This window comes from Brevundimonas sp. (genome assembly GCF_036405315.1).
Classification (GTDB): Bacteria; Pseudomonadota; Alphaproteobacteria; order Caulobacterales; family Caulobacteraceae; genus Brevundimonas.
In genome coordinates this window covers 17,149-31,659 of sequence record NZ_DASWXW010000086.1, presented here as the reverse complement: position 1 = coordinate 31,659, position 14,511 = coordinate 17,149, and the positions used below count along the sequence as shown (strand labels likewise).

Sequence of the window (14,511 nt, the reverse complement as noted above, 5' to 3'; positions counted from 1 at the left end):
GGGAGAAAAGGGAACCAGTCAGTCCCGCTCGTTCTCGCCCTCAGAGGGGGCGCGCCCTCCGCTCAGCGCCGGCTCGTAAAGGCCCGTGGCGAAGCCGGCGAGAATTCCCTCGACCCGCACGCGCGGGCCGAACCGCCGACAGGGGTCCGGATCAGGTATCGACCGCGCTTCTCGCTCGCTCGGAGCCAGGGCGTCGCCCACCATGTCGCCCAGAGGCTCGGCCAACTGGTGAGCGTCGCCGATGCGCGACAGCGACGGCTTGTCCGTTCCCACCACCATGGCGTCACGTCGCCAAACGATGGCGGCGGCCTGACGACCGTCCGGCGTCAGGAGCTCTGCCTCCGCGCCCAGGCCGCCCGTCCCGCCGGGCGCCCGCACCTTGATCGGTCCAGGAATGAAGAAGTTGGCGACGGCCGCCGCCGCCGACCCGGCCTGATGCGTCGGCCGGATGTGGGTGACGCCCACGCGCACCGTCCCGGCCTGGGGGTCTGGCTGCTCCGAAATCTCGAACCGCTCGCTCAGTTCGTAGCAGAGCTGTCGATCGACCTCGTTCAGCACGGCTCGCCGATCGTCGTCAGAGAGCACAGGGTCCGTGACGCCGAAGACCTCGGCGGGGGCCACCCACAACCGGGTGATGGTCGAGGCCAGCGCCTCGTCGCGACTCTGCGCAACGGAGGCGCGCACCACGTCCGTGCGCGGCGTCAGCCCCTCATAGGTCGTCAAAAAGCCGGCGTTCGACGGCGCGGCTCCGCTGGCGCAAGCGCCTGTGGCCATAGCCAGAGCCGCCGCCCCCAACCCGCGAAACCCCTTGCCCGCCATCGTCGCCTCTCCCTCTTCTACAGGGAACTACGCACGGCCTCGGTGATCGGATTTAGGGAAGGCGCCGGGACGGGCCACGCCAGAAGCCGCCGCGGCGACAAGAAGAATGGAGGCGCGTTTCAGGGCCCTCGGGATTCGCGATTGAGACTCAGGCGCGCTGCAGCGCCATCTGGACCACATCGGTGCGGCCCGACCGGAAGCCGGCCTCGCAATAGGCGAGATAGAAGCGCCAGAGACGACGGAAGCGGTCATCGAAGCCGGCGTCCGTTCGGACGATCTCGCCCCAGGCGCTTTCGAAACGCCGCGCCCATTCGGCCAGGGTGTCGGCATAGTCGACGCCGAAACGCTCGGCGTTCGTCTGGCTCAAGCCCGCCCGCGCCAGGACAGGCCCCATCTTGGCCTCGGACGGCAGGGAGCCGCCGGGAAAGACGTACTTCTGGATGAAATCAGTGCGGGCGTCGTATTCGTCGAACAACTCGTCCTGGATGGTGATGATCTGCAGACCCGCCCGTCCGCCGGGCGTCAGGACGTCGTGGACCTTCTGGAAGTAGGTGGGCCAGTATTCGCGCCCCACCGCCTCGAACATCTCGATCGAGGCGACGCGGTCATAGCGCCCCTCCACGTCGCGATAGTCGATCAGGCGGATGTCGGCCCGTTCGGCCAGTCCCGCCTCGAACAGGCGACGGCGGGCGTAGTCATGCTGTTCGCGCGAGATGGTGACGCCCGTGACGACGGCCCCGACCTCGCGCGCGGCGAACTCGGCGAAGCCGCCCCAGCCGCATCCGATCTCCAGCACGCTCTGCCCCGGCTGCAGGTCCATCATGCGCGCCAGAGAGGCGTACTTGGCGCGCTGGGCGTCCTGCAACGACTGCCCCGGCGCCTCGAACCGCGCCGACGAATAGGTCATCGAAGGGTCCAGCCAGGCGGCATAGAAGGCGTTGCCCAGGTCGTAATGGGCATGAATATTACGGCGCGACCCGCGACGGCTGTTGCGGTTCATCCGGTGGCCCACCCAGTTGACGAAATTCATCAGCGGATTGCCGTCAAACAGGCGCCGGATGTGGTCGTAGTTGTTGACCAGGGTCTCCAGCAGGACCGCCAGGTCGGGCGTGTCCCACTCGCCCGCCATATAGCCTTCCGCAAAGCCGATATCCCCGTTCTTGAGCACCCGGGCGGCGAAGCGAGGATCACGGATGGTCAGGACGGCGGCGTGGCCTGGCGAGACGCCCGTCAACTGATGGCGTGCGCCGTCCGGCAGGACGAGGGTCAGCCGCCCCCAGCTCCAGTTGGCCGACAGAAGGCGCAGAAACAGCCCCATGATCGGAGACGCCGTCGACCGGCCGGTTCGCTCGCCGTAAAAGGTGGTGGTCATGAGGTCAGTCGGCCTTCTGTTCGGGATGGCGCAGGGTCAACGCGCGAGACGGCTCTCGTGAGCCCGACGCTGGATGGTGACAGGCTCTGAAGCCGGTGGCGGCTGACGGGTCAGGCGCACCCCCTTGATCCAGAGCTTCAACGCCTCCCAGTGGATGGCGGCCATGACCTTAAGGGTCATCAGGGGCAAGGCCGCCGCCGCCGACCACAACGCCCCGTCCACAAGCGGACGACGCTCGCCGGACATGGCGGCGGTGATCAACAGGCCCTCGGCGTCCACGCCGTCGATCGTCAAGTCCAGAAGGGCGCCGGGCGCATGGCCGCGAAAGACATAGTCCATCTCCATCCCCATGAAGGGCGAGACATAGAGGGCCTTGGCCGCGCCCTGCCGGATCAGGCCGGCCGCCTGGTCCGGCTCCGGCACCGGGACGACATAGGCGTGGCGAACGCCGAAAGTGCTCGTCACCTCATAGACCATGGCCGCCAGACGACCGTCGGCGTGATGGCAATAATAGAGGCTGATCGGATTGAAGACGTAGCCGAGCATGCGCGGCATGGTCAGCAGGCGGATGGGACCGTCGCCGATGTCGATCCCCGCACGACCCAGGAAGGCCTCGATCTGGGGCCGCAGCGCCGCCCCGGAGCCGTCGCCGTGGTCCCGGTCGTGAAAGGACAGCAGGTTGAAACGATTGCGCGAGAACAGGCGCAGCCGCCGGTCCAGCCCGTCGATCTCGGCCAGATCCAGCAGCAGCCAGAAGACGCGATAGTTCAACTGGTGCGCCTTCGGCCGCAGCCGCCGATGCATGACGCCGCCGCGATAGAGGGCGGAGGTCTGGGTCACGCAGCCGTCTCCAGGACGTTGGGCAACGACGGCGAGAGGTGAATGCGGCCGCTCTCATTATCGACCGACCATGGCCTCCGCACGCCGCCCAGTTGCTCGGCCACGGCCAGTCCCGACTGCAGGCCGTCCTCATGGAAGCCTGCGCCGAAGTGGGCGCCGCAGAACCAGACGCCGCCCTGCCCCTGCAGGCTCCACAGCTGCTTCTGCGCCTGGATGGCGGCGGGATTGAAGATCGGGTGTTCGTACAGCTCGCTGCGCAGCAGGGTGTCGGGCTTGGGCGGGCGCGGCGGGTTGAGGGTGACGAACAGATCCTGCCCCGGCAGGGCTTGGAGCCTGTTCATCCAGTAGGTCACGCACAGGCCATCCTCGGCGCCGATGTAGTTCCAGCTGGCCCAGGCCCGGCGACGTCGCGGCATTAGGCCGACGTCTGTATGAAGCACCGTCAGGTTGCGGCTGTAACGGAAGGCCCCCAGCACCTGCTTCTCCCGATCCGTCGGCTCGGCCAGCATGGCCAGGGCCTGATCGGCGTGGGCGCCGATGACGACATGGTCGAACCGCTCGACGCCGCCCTGGCTGTCGTGGACCATGACCCCCTGCTCGACCCGGCGCACCGCGGTCACGCCGTGATCCAGCCGCACGTCGTCGATGACCCGCGCCAGATGCTCGACATAGACCCGGCTGCCGCCTTCGACGGTGCGCCACAGCGGCCGCCCGACCAGCCTGAGCAAGCCGTGGTTGCCGCAGAACCGAATGAAGGCCTCGGCGGGATAGTCCAACAGGGTATGGGCCGGCGAGGACCAGATCGCCGCCGCCATCGGCAGCAGGTGGTCGTCACGGAAGGCTTGGCTGAAACCCTGGCGCTTGAGATAGTCGCCGAGCGTCAGGTTGGGATCGGTCAGACCGCCCAGATCAATCGGCGCCTCGCGATAGAAACGCATGATCTCGCCCAGCATGGACCAGAAGCGCGGGCGCAGCAGGTTGCGGCGTTGGGCGAACAAACCGGGTGCGGCGTATTCGAAGCGACCACCGTCCATCGACACGGCGAAGGACATGTCGGTCGCACGGGTCTGAACGCCTAGGTGGGCGAACAGGGCGATCAGATTGGGATAGGTGGCGTCATTGAAGCAGATGAAGCCGGTGTCCACCGCGACCTCACCCGTCGTGACGCCGGCCGTCACCGTATGGGAATGGCCGCCCAGACGATCCGCCTTTTCATAAAGCGTCACCTTGTGCCGCTGCGACAGAAGCCAGGCCGAAGACAGGGCGGCGACTCCCGATCCGACCACGGCGATCCTCAGCGGGCGGTCGGAAGAACGGACAGGCGAATGCGGCATGACGGCTCCGGAACACGCCTGCGAAAGGCTTGCAGGCTCCATCGGATTACGCAGCCTGATCGCGATCGGATTGCGAATGATCCAGACTTTTTCCCGAAGCGTATTAGGCTGCATGAATGCCGAGGCCGCCACTGTCACATCGTCCGTCAGGATCGCCCGCAGCATGAGCGCCGACGGGCCGTTGTCGGACGCCTTTGCGCATGATCGCCTGATCGAGGCTGTGGCGTTGCGGCGCGATCGCGAGGCCTTCGCCGAGTTGTTCAGCTATTATGCGCCGCGTTTAAAGGCCTGGCTGATCAAGTCGGGCGCCACTGCGGCCGCCGCGGAGGACTTCGCCCAGGACGCCATGCTGACGGTCTGGCGCAAGGCCGATCTGTTCGACGCCCGCAAGGCGCGCGCCGCGACCTGGATCTTCACCATCGCCCGCAACCGTCGGCTCGACATGCTGCGTCGCGACGCTCGCCCCCTGCCGACGCCGGAAATCGACCTGATCGATGCCGAGCCGCCTCAACCGGACGATATCCTGGGCGCCGCCCAGGACGCGGAACGGGTGCGCGCCGCCCTGTCCCGCCTGAAGCCCGATCAGGTCGAGGTGCTGCGCCTCGCCTTCTTCATGGACAGCCCCCATTCCGAAATCGCCCGGCGGCTCGACCTGCCCCTGGGCACCGTAAAGTCCCGCATCCGCAACGCCATGATCAAGCTCCGTCTCATCCTCGAAACTTCCGGGGAGGCGCCCCGATGAACCCGAACCGCAACCCGTCCGAAGAGCGGCTGCTCGCCTATGCGGCCGGGACCCTCAGCCCGCCCGAGGCCGTGGTCGTCGCCGCCCACCTGGCCCTGCGCCCCGCCAACGACGCCTGGGTGCGCCGGCTTCAGGCGGTCGGCGGAGAATTCCTGGCTGATGCCGCGCCAGTCGCTCTGTCCGACGACGCCCTGGCGCACGCCCTGGCCCGGATCGAGACCGACGCCGGCGAGACGATTGTTCCGCGCCCGCTCAACGACATGCCTGAACTGCCCGAGCCGCTGCGGCGCTATGCCCTCGGTCCCTGGCGCTGGATCGGGCCTGGCATCCGCGCCCGCGATGTTCACGCCCCGCGCGACGGCGCCTGCCGGGTCATCCTGCTGAAGATCGATCCCGGCCGCGAAACGCCGCGTCACACTCACGGCGGGGTTGAACTGACCTGCGTCCTGTCCGGCGCCTACGCCACCGAGACCGAAAGGTTCGATGTCGGCGATCTGGAAGAAGCCGACCACGACGTCCTGCACCAGCCGCGCGTGGTGTCTGACGAACCCTGCCTCTGCGTCGTGGCCCTCGATGGCGAGATCCAGCTCGACGGCTGGCTGGGGCGCCTGATGCAGCCCTTCGTGCGGCTGTGATCCGCCTGCTGCCGCTCTGGGGCGCGGCGGGGCTCTTTCTCGTTCTGGTCATGGGCGCGGCCTGGCTGGTCCAGCGTCGCACAGGTCAGGGCGGCTGGGCCGACGCCTTCTGGTCCTTCGGCCTGGGCCTGGCCGGCGTCGGCGTGGCCCTGGTTCCGCTGGACACGTCCGCCCCTACCGCAAGACAGTGGCTTGCCGCCCTGCTGATCGGGCTGTGGGGCCTGCGGCTGGGCCTGCACATCGCCCATCGCGCCGCCCGCGAGACCGAAGACGCCCGCTACGCCCGGCTGCGCATCCAATGGGGCGCGAACTTCCAGGCCAGGATGTTCGGCTTCCTGATGCTTCAAGCCGGCGCCGCCGCCTTCCTGGCGCTCAGCGTGCTGGTCGCCGCGCGCAATCCGACCGCCGGCCCGACGCCGCAGGACGGTCTCGCCGCCCTGATTTTCGCCGTCGCCCTTCTGGGCGAAGGCCTCGCCGACCGTCAGCTCGCCGCCTTCAAGGCCGATCCCGCCAACCGGGGACGCATCTGCGATGTGGGCCTCTGGGCCTGGTCGCGGCACCCCAACTACTTCTTCGAATGGCTGGGCTGGTGCGCCTGGCCGGTGTTCGCCATCGACCTCGGCGGCGCCTGGCCGTGGGGCTGGCTGGCGCTGACCGGCCCCGCCTACATCTATTGGCTGCTGACGCGGGTTTCGGGCGTCCCCTTGCTGGAGGCCCATATGCGACGATCGCGCCCGGAAGCCTTCGCCGCCTACGCCGCGCGCACCAGCGAATTTTTCCTTCGCCCGCCCAAGCCTTAGATGACGCGCGACAGCCGCGTCGCGATAGCGCAGGCGATCGCGGACGAGCCGGCGCTGACGCAGACGCCCCAGGCCATGTCGATCAGCGACAGCTTCAGGCTCCAGGTCTTCAGCGTGGCCAGATTGGTCAGGTCATAGGTCCCGTAGGCGAACAAACCGAACAGTCCGCCCCATAGCAGCGCCTTCTTCCACCCGCCGTCGGCCAGGCCCGGCAGGACCGCGAAGATTGTCAGCCCGGCCGCGTAGAGGGCGTAGAAGGCCACGGCGGGCGCCAACCGGAAGTTCTCCGCCAGCATGGACCCGATCAAGGGTCGATACAGCCGGTCGCCCATGCTTCCCAGCCAGGCCGTATCGATCACGGCGAAGACGGTCAGGGTCAGAAGATAGGCGATCGCGATGGTCATGGCGCAGCTCCGTCAGTATCCTGGCCAATACGCATGGAACGCTCCTATGGATGGATCATCCTGGCCGCGTGCGACCGACACGCGTCGGAAACCGGCTCTGGGCGCGGGCTGCCGCCGCCGGCGAACGCCACACGTCAAGACAACAGATACTTTAACCCGACACTACAGCCCCTTATGAGAAACTCTTTCGGCCGACAGTGAAGCGGTGAAAAGCAGAGCGGCGCAAAGGGTCGCGATCCAAACCGACGCGCCGCCTGCGAACGCGAAAGCCAGAGCCCCTGCCCAGGCGCCTCCGACCAGGCCCAGCCAGAGAAAGAGGTAGGGCGTCCAGCCCCAACGATCTCCGCCGGTCGCCGCCGTCGCCAAGCCCTGCCCCACGCGGACAAGCGCCCCGGTCATATAGGTCACTCCGAAGCTGGCCTGTCCGTCGCGTTCGAAGGCGGCGTTCTCAGCCCCCATCGCCATCGCCAGCAGCAGCCCCCCCGCCAGCCACTGTCCAAGGTTCTGGACCAGACCCGCCGCGGTCAACAGCAAGACGACCAGGGCGAGCACCGCGGAACGTTGTCGGAAACCAGCCCGGCGTCCCGTGAGTGATCCCAGAACCACCCCGGCTACGAAGCTGACGACAAGACCCGCAGCCGTTGCGGCGACACCCCCCGCCTGAACCAGGCCGACACCAAGACGAGTCGAATTGCCGCTCATGAACGAAACAAAGAAGCCGCCGAGCTGCAGAAAGGCGATGGCGTCGACGAAGCCGGCCAGTCCCGCCAGTCCAACGGCCAGGACCCGTAAATGTCGTGGATAGTGACGCACCATCACACGCTAGAGACCGGACTGGGCGAAGACCAGCCCCGCCATCCGCCCTCTTCTCCCATATTGCGTTCCAGATGGCGCAATCCTCTACGCCGAACACGCCTGCTCTGCCGGCTGACGCAGGTCCCGTCATTTGCGCAAGGCGCCGAAAAAAGCCCGACGCGTTTCGCGTCGGGCATAAAGTCGTTCGGTGATGGTGGGTGTCCTCGAAAAGAAGACGAGATCGTTGATCGACCTGTTTGGTTAATCAAACGTAAATCGAGCCTAGACGTCCGGGAACCAACTGGTCTGCCGCGCCGACGACGACAGGGCGCGCGTCAAACGCCAGCCGGCGCCCGCCCGCTCGATACGGCCGACGGCCTCTTCGCCGGCGGGGCCCGGATAGGCGAACGACCTGTCGCCGACATGAATGCTGGTCGGATGGTCGCCTATGTTTGTCAGAGCCGCCGTCCAGCGGCCGCTGGGATCGACGCTGACCTCCACGGCCGCGCCGCCGCCGCCCGACACCGTCAGGCGCGCGCCCGGCGCGGCGCGACCAGAGACCAGAACCCCTCGACCGTCGCCATCCACCGAATCGAGCGCCGGGCCTGCGGAAAGACGCCGACTGGCGCCGCCCTCGACCAACATCGCTGCAAAAAGCGTCCCCTTGCCGACCAACATCAGCCGCTCGGGTCCCGGTGCGGTAAACTGACCGATCTGAACCTCGGGCGTCAGCAGCATGGGCGAAGACGGGGCGCCGACACGCACGTCGAAACGTCCGAAGGCGTCGGCCCCCGCCGCGAAAGCCGCATCCTGACCGCCTCGCAGCACCACCCTGGCTCCGGGCGGCGCTTCGCCGTGAACGATCAACCCGGCCCCCTCACGCTCGACAGCCCTGATGCGAGGCGCAGCCGTCCAGCCGCCGTCCTGCGGCGCTTCCTCGCCGCCGGATCGTTCCACGGGCGCGCGGCAGGCCCCGAGGCCCAAGACGATCCCGATCCCTGCGACGACAATCCGACGTTTCATCCTGACCCGCGTAGCGATATGCCTGTACTAGTCAGATAGCGCGGTCGATGCCGCCCTGTCTCCCTTCCTGTATCGAGGCCCCATGTCTTTGCCGCCCGCCACCATCGCCCCCTTCGAAGGCCGCTCGGTCTGCCTGTTCTGCGGCTCGTCCGACGGGGCGGATCCGCAGTACGTTCAGGCCGCCAGCGCCTTCGGCAAGGCGACGGCCGAGGCCGGATGGCGACTGGTCTACGGCGGCGGCGGCGTGGGCCTGATGGGCGCCTCGGCGCGCGCGGCGCACGAAGCGGGTGGCCGGGTCGTCGGCATCATGCCCGCCTTCCTGCGCAGCCGCGAACGCCTGTTCGACGACGTGGAGACCGTGGTCGTCACCTCGATGCACGAGCGCAAGCAACTCATGTACGATCAATCCGACGTCTTCGTCGTGGCGCCGGGCGGCATCGGCACCCTGGAAGAAGCCATCGAGCTGCTGTCGTGGAAGCGTCTGGACCTGCACGCCAAGCCGGTCATCTTCCTGAACCTGAACGGGTTTTGGGAAAACTACTTCGCCCTGATCCGCCACAGCGTCGAAGAAGGCATGACGCCGGCCAGCTTCCTGGACGCCTACATCAGCGTCGACACGGTCGAAGAGGCCGTCGCCGCCATGAAAATGGCCGAGGAAACGCCGCACTTGAAACATGATCGTCGGTAAGTAAACGTGGGTCAGTAAACGTCGATCCGTTGCATTGAAACTGCGTTGACAGTTTTTAAAAAAAACGGACTATGACGTCACAAGGGCGTGCGCCCTGCCCATATCGGAGACTTAGCCATGCGTGCTCTTCTCGCCGCCGCCCTTCTGTTCGCGGCCACCCCGGCCTTCGCCAACGCCCCGGCCACCAGCCTGACCCTGGCTGACGCCGCCAAGGCTCCGTCCGGCCGCGTCATCGTCGACGGCGCCGCCTGGCGCTGCGAAGGCGCGTCCTGCACCGCCTCGGGCGGCGCCAGCCAGCCTGCCGCGCGCGCCTGCCGCCGCGTGGTCGCCAAACTCGGCCCGGTCACGGCCTTCAGCTACAAGGGCGAAGCCCTGGACGAACAGGCCCTGGCGACCTGCAACGCCGGCTGATCCAGCCGCCACGCTCAAACGAAAAAGGCCGCCTTCGCGAGAAGGCGGCCTTTGTTGTATCCGGCCATGCCTGAAGGCTCAGCCCGCCTCGCCCTTCAGGCGCCGCACGATGGCGTCGCGCCCGATCAGCGGGGCCATGGCCGCCATGTCCGGTCCGTGCGCCTGTCCGGTCAGGGCCAGACGCAGCGGCATGAACAGGCCCTTGCCCTTGGCGCCGGTCTTTTCCTTCACCGCCGCCGTCCACGCCGACCAGGCTCCTGCGTCGATGACCTCGGGCAGGACCTCCAGCGCCGCGGCGGCGAAGGCGGCGTCCTCGATCACCGGCGTCACCGGGCCGGTGACGATGCGGGCCATCTCGGCCACGTCGGCGAACTTGTTCAGGTTGCCCCGGACCGTGTCCCAAAAGACCTCGCCCAGATCGACGCCCAGCGCCGCCAGACGCGGCTGCGCCTCGGCATAGGTCATGGCGTGCAGGGCCTGGGCGTTCAGGCGGTCCAGGTCGGCGGTGTCGTAACGCGCCGGCGAACGGCCCATCTTGGAGAAGGCGAAGGACTGCCCCAGAGCCTCGACCGAGGCCGCGATCTCCAGATTGTCAGAGGTGCCGATCTTGCCCAGATGGCTGGTGATGGCGATGGGCTCATAGCCCTGGTCGCGCATGTCGCTGATCGACAGCGAGCCCAGACGCTTGGACAGGGCCGCGCCGTCGGCGCCGACCAGCAGCGGCATGTGGGCGAAGCCCGGAACCTTGGCGTCCAGGGCCTCGAAGATCTCGATCTGGGCCCCGGTGTTGGTGACGTGGTCCTCGCCCCGGATGATGTGGGTGATGTCCATGTCGATGTCGTCGACGACCGACGGCAGCGTATAGAGGAACAGGCCGTCCTCGCGGATCAGCACCGGGTCCGACATCGAAGCGGTGTCCACCTCGGCGTGGCCGCGCGCCAGGTCTTCCCAGGCGACGCGCTTGCCTTCCAGCTTGAAGCGCCAGTGCGGGCGTCGGCCCTCGGCCTCATAGGCGGCCTTCTCGACCTCGGTCAGGTCCAGGGCGGCGCGGTCGTAGATCGGCGGCAGGCCGCGCGACAGCTGCACCTTGCGGCGACGATCCAGTTCCTCGGCGGTTTCGTAGCAGGCGTAAAGGCGGCCCGACGCCTTCAGGCGCGCGGCGGCCTCCTCATAGCGGTCGAACCGCTTGGACTGGTTGTAACGCTCGTCCCAGACCAGACCCAGCCAGGTCAGGTCCGTCTCGATGCCGTCCTCGAACTCCTGCGTCGAGCGGGCCAGGTCGGTGTCGTCGATGCGCAGAACGAACGAGCCGCCCTGCCCCTTGGCGAACAGCCAGTTCACCAGAGCGGTGCGGACATTGCCGACGTGCAGCTTACCCGTGGGCGACGGGGCGAAACGAACCTTGACGGACATGGGGGATCAACGACCTCGATAGGAAGGCGGCTTGGTCGCGCCGCCGCCCCGTCAAGTCAAGTCGATCCGCCCAATCAGTCGCCAAACTTGGCGATCAGTCGTCGCGATGGACCCGTTCGCGGCGCTCATGCCGCTCCTGGGCCTCGACTGACAGGGTCGCCGTCGGGCGGGCTTCCAGTCGGCCCAGGCCGATCGGTTCGCCGGTGTCCTCGCAATAGCCGTAGGAGCCGTCCTCGATCCGACGCAGCGCATCCTCGATCTTGGAGATCAGCTTGCGTTGCCGGTCGCGAGTCCGAAGCTCCAGCGCCCGGTCGGATTCCGACGAGGCCCGGTCCACCAAATCCGGGTGGTTTTCGGTTTCGGCTTTCAGATTTACGACAGTGCCCTTGGATTCGCGAAGGATGTCATCCTTCCACGCCAGAAGCTTGGCCTTGAAATAGGCCAACTGCCGCTCGTTCATAAACGGCTCGTCGTCGGTGGGCCGGTACTGGACCGTGCCCCCCTCGATCACAGACGCTAATGCGTTCATCGCACTCACGCTCAATATGTCTGCGCCCCCCTGCGGCGCATGGGCCGTATAGGCAAGCTCGAGAGTCGCGGCAATGGCGTTCGCGAGTCCGTGATATGGCAGAGCTTCATTAACGCGCGGTCAGTGTGGCAAATTATCCGCACTTGGCGCTCGAAACAGGGATTTCGAGCACGTTTCCCGCGACTTCTAGGCCCGCGCGCGCGCCGCTTCGGCCTTGGCCATCTCCACGGCGGCGCGCAGATCAATCTGATCCAGCACGCCCTTCAGGCCCGGATCGGCATCCTCGGGGCGCTCTTCGCGAAGACTGCGCGCCAGCCGCTCCAGCGCCGGCGCGCCGTCCTGACCGTTCAGCATCGCCAGCTTCAGCTCGTCCAGCCGGTCCAGCAGCCCGCCGCCGCGCCGGATCGCCCGACGACGACGCTCGGTCGCGTCCTCGACCCCCTGCAGGGCCATGAGCGCGGAAACCCCCGCCACGCTGGACGCGGCGCTGGTCGCGGCCGCCGAGGCCGGGCCTGACGCCGCGCCGCTGGCGGGCAGACTGAAACCGCCCGCCGCCTTGGCGGGGCGCGAACCTTGCGTCGATGTAGCGCCCGAGGGGCCCGTGACCTTCATGATCAATGCTCCCGATCAATCTCGACCATCAGCCACGACCGTCACCGCTTGGTTAACGCCCCGGCAGAATCTGCCGCCGGAGCCACAGAACGCCCGCCGCGCCCGCTGAAATTAAACGACATTTTTTACGGCACGAACTTCGCATGGTTAACCCCGAACGCCTCAACAGGACGTCTGTCGTATGCAGAAGTTGCTCACCGCCCTCCTCGCCTCCGCTTCCGCCGCCCTGATTCTGGCGGCGGCGCCGAACGCGGCCGAGGCCCAGTCGCGGATCAAGGACATCGTCTCGATCGAGGGCGTCCGCACCAACCAACTGGTCGGCTACGGCCTGGTGGTCGGCCTGAACGGCACCGGCGATTCGCTGCGCAACTCCCCCTTCACCCGCCAGTCGCTGGAAGGGATGATGGAGCGCCAGGGCGTCAATATCCGCGGCGCCAACCTGAACACCAAGAACGTCGCGGCGGTCATGATCACCGCCGACCTGCCCCCCTTCGCCACCCCCGGCTCGCGCCTGGACGTCAGCGTCTCGGCCATGGGCGACGCCAAAAGCCTCTTGGGCGGCACCCTGCTGGTGACGTCGCTGCAAGGCGCGGACGGCGAGATCTATGCGGTGGCGCAAGGGTCCGTTCAGACCGGCGCCGTCTCGGCCTCGGGCGGTTCGGGCTCCTCGGTGACGCGCGGCGTGCCCACCGCCGGCCGCATCGCCTCGGGCGGCGTGGTCGAGCGCGAGACCGGCTTTGACCTGTCGGCCATGCCCATCGTGCGTCTGACCCTGCGCAACCCGGACTTCACCACGGCCCAGCGCGTCGCCGCCGCGATCAACCAGTCCTATCCCAACAGCGCCTTCGCCGAGAACGGCACGGTGGTCGCCGTCCGCTCGCCCCAGAACTTCGGCATGGCCGGCTTCATCAGCCGGGTCGAGAACCTGCCCGTCCAGGTCGACGCCCCCGCCAAGGTCATCATCGACGAAGTCAACGGCGTCATCGTCATGGGCGAGGCCGTGCGCGTCTCCACCGTCGCCATCGCCCAGGGCAACCTGACTGTCTCGGTCCAGGAAAACCCTATAGTCAGCCAGCCTGAGCCCTTCAGCCGCGGCGGTCAGACCGTGGTCGTGCCCCAGTCGAACGTGAACGTCGAAGAGGAAACCGGCCGCCAGATGCGCATCGTCAACGGCGGCGCCTCCCTATCGACCCTGGTCAACGGCCTGAACGCCCTGGGCGTCAGCCCGCGCGACATGATCAGCATCCTGCAGGCCATCAAGACCGCCGGCGCCCTGCAAGCCGACATCGAGGTGATGTAATGGACGCCGTCTCCGTCTCTGCGGACCTGCTGCGCCCCACCGACGCGACCGCAAGACGCGGCCAGTCGCCGCAGCAGATGCGCGAAACCGCCGAGGCCTTCGAGGCCAGCTTCCTGTCGCAGATGCTCAAACCCATGTTCGAGGGCCTTCAGACGGACGGCCCATTCGGCGGCGGCGAGGGCGAGGCCACGTGGCGCAGCTTCCTGATCGACGCCATGGCCAAGCAGACGGTCAAGGCCGGCGGCGTCGGCCTGGCCAATACCGTCATGTCCGAAATGCTCAAGATGCAGGAACAGCCCGCGTGACCGCCGATGTCGAGACCTCCACCCTGCGCGCGCGCCAACTGATCAATCTGACCCAGGCCCTGACCGACCGTCTCGCCGCCGAGCGCGACGCCTTCCGCGCCCATCGCGCCCAGGACGTGGCCGCGAGCATGGCCGAGACCCAGGACCTGGCCAACCTCTATCGGCGTGAATCCGCCCAGGCCAAGGCGTCGCCCGCCTTCCTGTCCGTCATCCCCGCCGCCGACCGCGACGCCTTGATCGCCGCGACCGAGGCCTTCGAAGCCGTCCTGGCCGAACACGCCTCGACCGTCGACGCCGCCCGTCAGGTGTCCGAAGGTCTGGTCCGCACCATCGCCGCCGAAGTCGCCGGGGCCCGCGCCCAGGGCGTCGGCTACGGGGCCTCCGGTCGCGCCACAGAGGGCGACGGTCGCGCCGTGGCCCTCAACCGGAAAGCATAGGCCGGCGACCCGGTTATTTTCTGATATCTGTGTTTTATTAACGTCCGCGACG

The 14,511-nt window shown here is 67.6% G+C and carries 18 protein-coding genes; 8 read left to right on the top strand and 10 right to left on the bottom strand.

Annotation, left to right across the window (positions count from 1 at the left end):
* Window positions 1–18: 18 nt before the first annotated feature.
* The 4 genes from VGE49_RS05355 to VGE49_RS05340 all read right to left on the bottom strand — a co-directional run bounded on the left by VGE49_RS05355 (window position 19) and on the right by VGE49_RS05340 (window position 4,365).
* A complete protein-coding gene (locus VGE49_RS05355; RefSeq protein ID WP_331033535.1) occupies window positions 19–774 on the bottom strand; it encodes a DUF3313 family protein in 756 nt (251 codons plus the stop codon).
* A gap of 193 nt (window positions 775–967) precedes the next feature.
* Window positions 968–2,137 carry a cyclopropane-fatty-acyl-phospholipid synthase family protein gene (locus tag VGE49_RS05350; RefSeq protein WP_331033550.1) on the bottom strand — a complete coding sequence of 390 codons (1,170 nt, stop codon included), beginning with the start codon at window positions 2,135–2,137 and terminating at the stop codon, window positions 968–970.
* 90 nt (window positions 2,138–2,227) lie between these two features.
* Window positions 2,228–3,031 carry a DUF1365 domain-containing protein gene (locus tag VGE49_RS05345; RefSeq protein WP_331033534.1) on the bottom strand — a complete coding sequence of 268 codons (804 nt, stop codon included), beginning with the start codon at window positions 3,029–3,031 and terminating at the stop codon, window positions 2,228–2,230.
* Entirely contained in the window at window positions 3,028–4,365 is a 1,338-nt protein-coding gene (locus tag VGE49_RS05340) for an NAD(P)/FAD-dependent oxidoreductase (protein WP_331033533.1), read from the bottom strand. Before VGE49_RS05340 ends, VGE49_RS05345 begins: the two co-directional genes overlap by 4 nt.
* 163 nt (window positions 4,366–4,528) lie before the next feature.
* Here VGE49_RS05340 and VGE49_RS05335 point away from each other — a divergent pair, with 163 nt between their 5' ends.
* Genes VGE49_RS05335 through VGE49_RS05325 form a run of 3 tightly spaced genes read left to right on the top strand, consistent with a single transcriptional unit; the run spans window position 4,529 to window position 6,542 of the window.
* Window positions 4,529–5,107 carry a sigma-70 family RNA polymerase sigma factor gene (locus VGE49_RS05335; protein WP_331033532.1) on the top strand — a complete coding sequence of 193 codons (579 nt, stop codon included), beginning with the start codon at window positions 4,529–4,531 and terminating at the stop codon, window positions 5,105–5,107.
* Window positions 5,104–5,742, top strand: a complete 639-nt coding sequence (gene chrR / locus VGE49_RS05330) for a cadmium/peroxide/UV radiation responsive anti-sigma factor ChrR (RefSeq protein ID WP_331033531.1) — start codon at window positions 5,104–5,106, stop codon at window positions 5,740–5,742. The genes VGE49_RS05335 and chrR overlap by 4 nt, the downstream gene beginning before the upstream one ends.
* On the top strand, window positions 5,739–6,542 hold the full coding sequence (locus VGE49_RS05325; protein ID WP_331033530.1) for a DUF1295 domain-containing protein: 804 nt from the start codon (window positions 5,739–5,741) through the stop codon (window positions 6,540–6,542). Before chrR ends, VGE49_RS05325 begins: the two co-directional genes overlap by 4 nt.
* On the opposite strand, the gene VGE49_RS05320 is transcribed toward VGE49_RS05325, so the two are convergent.
* The 3 genes from VGE49_RS05320 to VGE49_RS05310 form a co-directional block, all read right to left on the bottom strand.
* Window positions 6,539–6,946 carry a DUF2177 family protein gene (locus VGE49_RS05320; protein ID WP_331033529.1) on the bottom strand — a complete coding sequence of 136 codons (408 nt, stop codon included), beginning with the start codon at window positions 6,944–6,946 and terminating at the stop codon, window positions 6,539–6,541. The two genes, VGE49_RS05325 and VGE49_RS05320, sit on opposite strands and share 4 nt — an antisense overlap.
* Window positions 6,947–7,108: 162 nt before the next feature.
* The gene (locus VGE49_RS05315; RefSeq protein ID WP_331033528.1) at window positions 7,109–7,762 is read right to left on the bottom strand and encodes a YoaK family protein; all 654 of its coding nucleotides are present in this window, start codon (window positions 7,760–7,762) and stop codon (window positions 7,109–7,111) included.
* Window positions 7,763–8,023: 261 nt separating this feature from the next.
* Window positions 8,024–8,698 (bottom strand): hypothetical protein, encoded by a 675-nt coding sequence (locus VGE49_RS05310; RefSeq protein WP_331033527.1) that lies wholly within the window; start codon window positions 8,696–8,698, stop codon window positions 8,024–8,026.
* A gap of 148 nt (window positions 8,699–8,846) precedes the next feature.
* Here VGE49_RS05310 and VGE49_RS05305 point away from each other — a divergent pair, with 148 nt between their 5' ends.
* A complete protein-coding gene (locus VGE49_RS05305) occupies window positions 8,847–9,452 on the top strand; it encodes an LOG family protein (RefSeq protein WP_331033526.1) in 606 nt (201 codons plus the stop codon).
* Window positions 9,453–9,569: 117 nt separating this feature from the next.
* Complete coding sequence (locus tag VGE49_RS05300) at window positions 9,570–9,863, top strand: DUF8200 family protein (protein ID WP_331033525.1); 294 nt, start codon at window positions 9,570–9,572, stop codon at window positions 9,861–9,863.
* A 78-nt stretch (window positions 9,864–9,941) separates the two neighbouring features.
* On the opposite strand, the gene gltX is transcribed toward VGE49_RS05300, so the two are convergent.
* From gltX to VGE49_RS05285, 3 genes are all read right to left on the bottom strand, one after another.
* Entirely contained in the window at window positions 9,942–11,276 is a 1,335-nt protein-coding gene (gltX, locus tag VGE49_RS05295) for a glutamate--tRNA ligase (protein WP_331033524.1), read from the bottom strand.
* Between the two features lie 94 nt (window positions 11,277–11,370).
* A complete protein-coding gene (gene dksA, locus VGE49_RS05290; protein ID WP_331033523.1) occupies window positions 11,371–11,805 on the bottom strand; it encodes an RNA polymerase-binding protein DksA in 435 nt (144 codons plus the stop codon).
* A 186-nt stretch (window positions 11,806–11,991) separates the two neighbouring features.
* A complete protein-coding gene (locus tag VGE49_RS05285; protein WP_331033522.1) occupies window positions 11,992–12,417 on the bottom strand; it encodes a flagellar assembly protein FliX in 426 nt (141 codons plus the stop codon).
* A 181-nt stretch (window positions 12,418–12,598) separates the two neighbouring features.
* Between VGE49_RS05285 and VGE49_RS05280 the strand changes: the two genes are divergently transcribed.
* From VGE49_RS05280 to VGE49_RS05270, 3 genes are read left to right on the top strand one after another with little or no spacing between them, the layout of a single operon-like run.
* Window positions 12,599–13,717, top strand: coding sequence for a flagellar basal body P-ring protein FlgI (locus tag VGE49_RS05280; protein WP_331033521.1), 1,119 nt, complete (start codon window positions 12,599–12,601; stop codon window positions 13,715–13,717).
* On the top strand, window positions 13,717–14,022 hold the full coding sequence (locus VGE49_RS05275; RefSeq protein WP_331033520.1) for a rod-binding protein: 306 nt from the start codon (window positions 13,717–13,719) through the stop codon (window positions 14,020–14,022). Before VGE49_RS05280 ends, VGE49_RS05275 begins: the two co-directional genes overlap by 1 nt.
* Window positions 14,019–14,459: a flagellar basal-body protein FlbY gene (locus VGE49_RS05270; RefSeq protein WP_331033519.1), complete on the top strand. Its 441-nt coding sequence runs from the start codon at window positions 14,019–14,021 to the stop codon at window positions 14,457–14,459. Before VGE49_RS05275 ends, VGE49_RS05270 begins: the two co-directional genes overlap by 4 nt.
* The last annotated feature ends 52 nt before the right edge of the window (window positions 14,460–14,511 follow it).

Bases quoted from the DNA above. Each gene is read 5' to 3' on its own strand.
- VGE49_RS05355 (WP_331033535.1), bottom strand. From the start codon at position 774: ATGGCCACAGGCGCTTGCGCCAGCGGAGCCGCGCCGTCGAACGCCGGC.
- VGE49_RS05350 (WP_331033550.1), bottom strand. From the start codon at position 2,137: ATGGGGCTGTTTCTGCGCCTTCTGTCGGCCAACTGGAGCTGGGGGCGG.
- VGE49_RS05340 (WP_331033533.1), bottom strand. From the start codon at position 4,365: ATGCCGCATTCGCCTGTCCGTTCTTCCGACCGCCCGCTGAGGATCGCC.
- VGE49_RS05335 (WP_331033532.1), top strand. From the start codon at position 4,529: ATGAGCGCCGACGGGCCGTTGTCGGACGCCTTTGCGCATGATCGCCTG.
- chrR (WP_331033531.1), top strand. From the start codon at position 5,104: ATGAACCCGAACCGCAACCCGTCCGAAGAGCGGCTGCTCGCCTATGCG.
- VGE49_RS05320 (WP_331033529.1), bottom strand. From the start codon at position 6,946: ATGACCATCGCGATCGCCTATCTTCTGACCCTGACCGTCTTCGCCGTG.
- VGE49_RS05315 (WP_331033528.1), bottom strand. From the start codon at position 7,762: ATGGTGCGTCACTATCCACGACATTTACGGGTCCTGGCCGTTGGACTG.
- VGE49_RS05305 (WP_331033526.1), top strand. From the start codon at position 8,847: ATGTCTTTGCCGCCCGCCACCATCGCCCCCTTCGAAGGCCGCTCGGTC.
- VGE49_RS05300 (WP_331033525.1), top strand. From the start codon at position 9,570: ATGCGTGCTCTTCTCGCCGCCGCCCTTCTGTTCGCGGCCACCCCGGCC.
- gltX (WP_331033524.1), bottom strand. From the start codon at position 11,276: ATGTCCGTCAAGGTTCGTTTCGCCCCGTCGCCCACGGGTAAGCTGCAC.
- dksA (WP_331033523.1), bottom strand. From the start codon at position 11,805: ATGAACGCATTAGCGTCTGTGATCGAGGGGGGCACGGTCCAGTACCGG.
- VGE49_RS05285 (WP_331033522.1), bottom strand. From the start codon at position 12,417: ATGAAGGTCACGGGCCCCTCGGGCGCTACATCGACGCAAGGTTCGCGC.
- VGE49_RS05280 (WP_331033521.1), top strand. From the start codon at position 12,599: ATGCAGAAGTTGCTCACCGCCCTCCTCGCCTCCGCTTCCGCCGCCCTG.
- VGE49_RS05275 (WP_331033520.1), top strand. From the start codon at position 13,717: ATGGACGCCGTCTCCGTCTCTGCGGACCTGCTGCGCCCCACCGACGCG.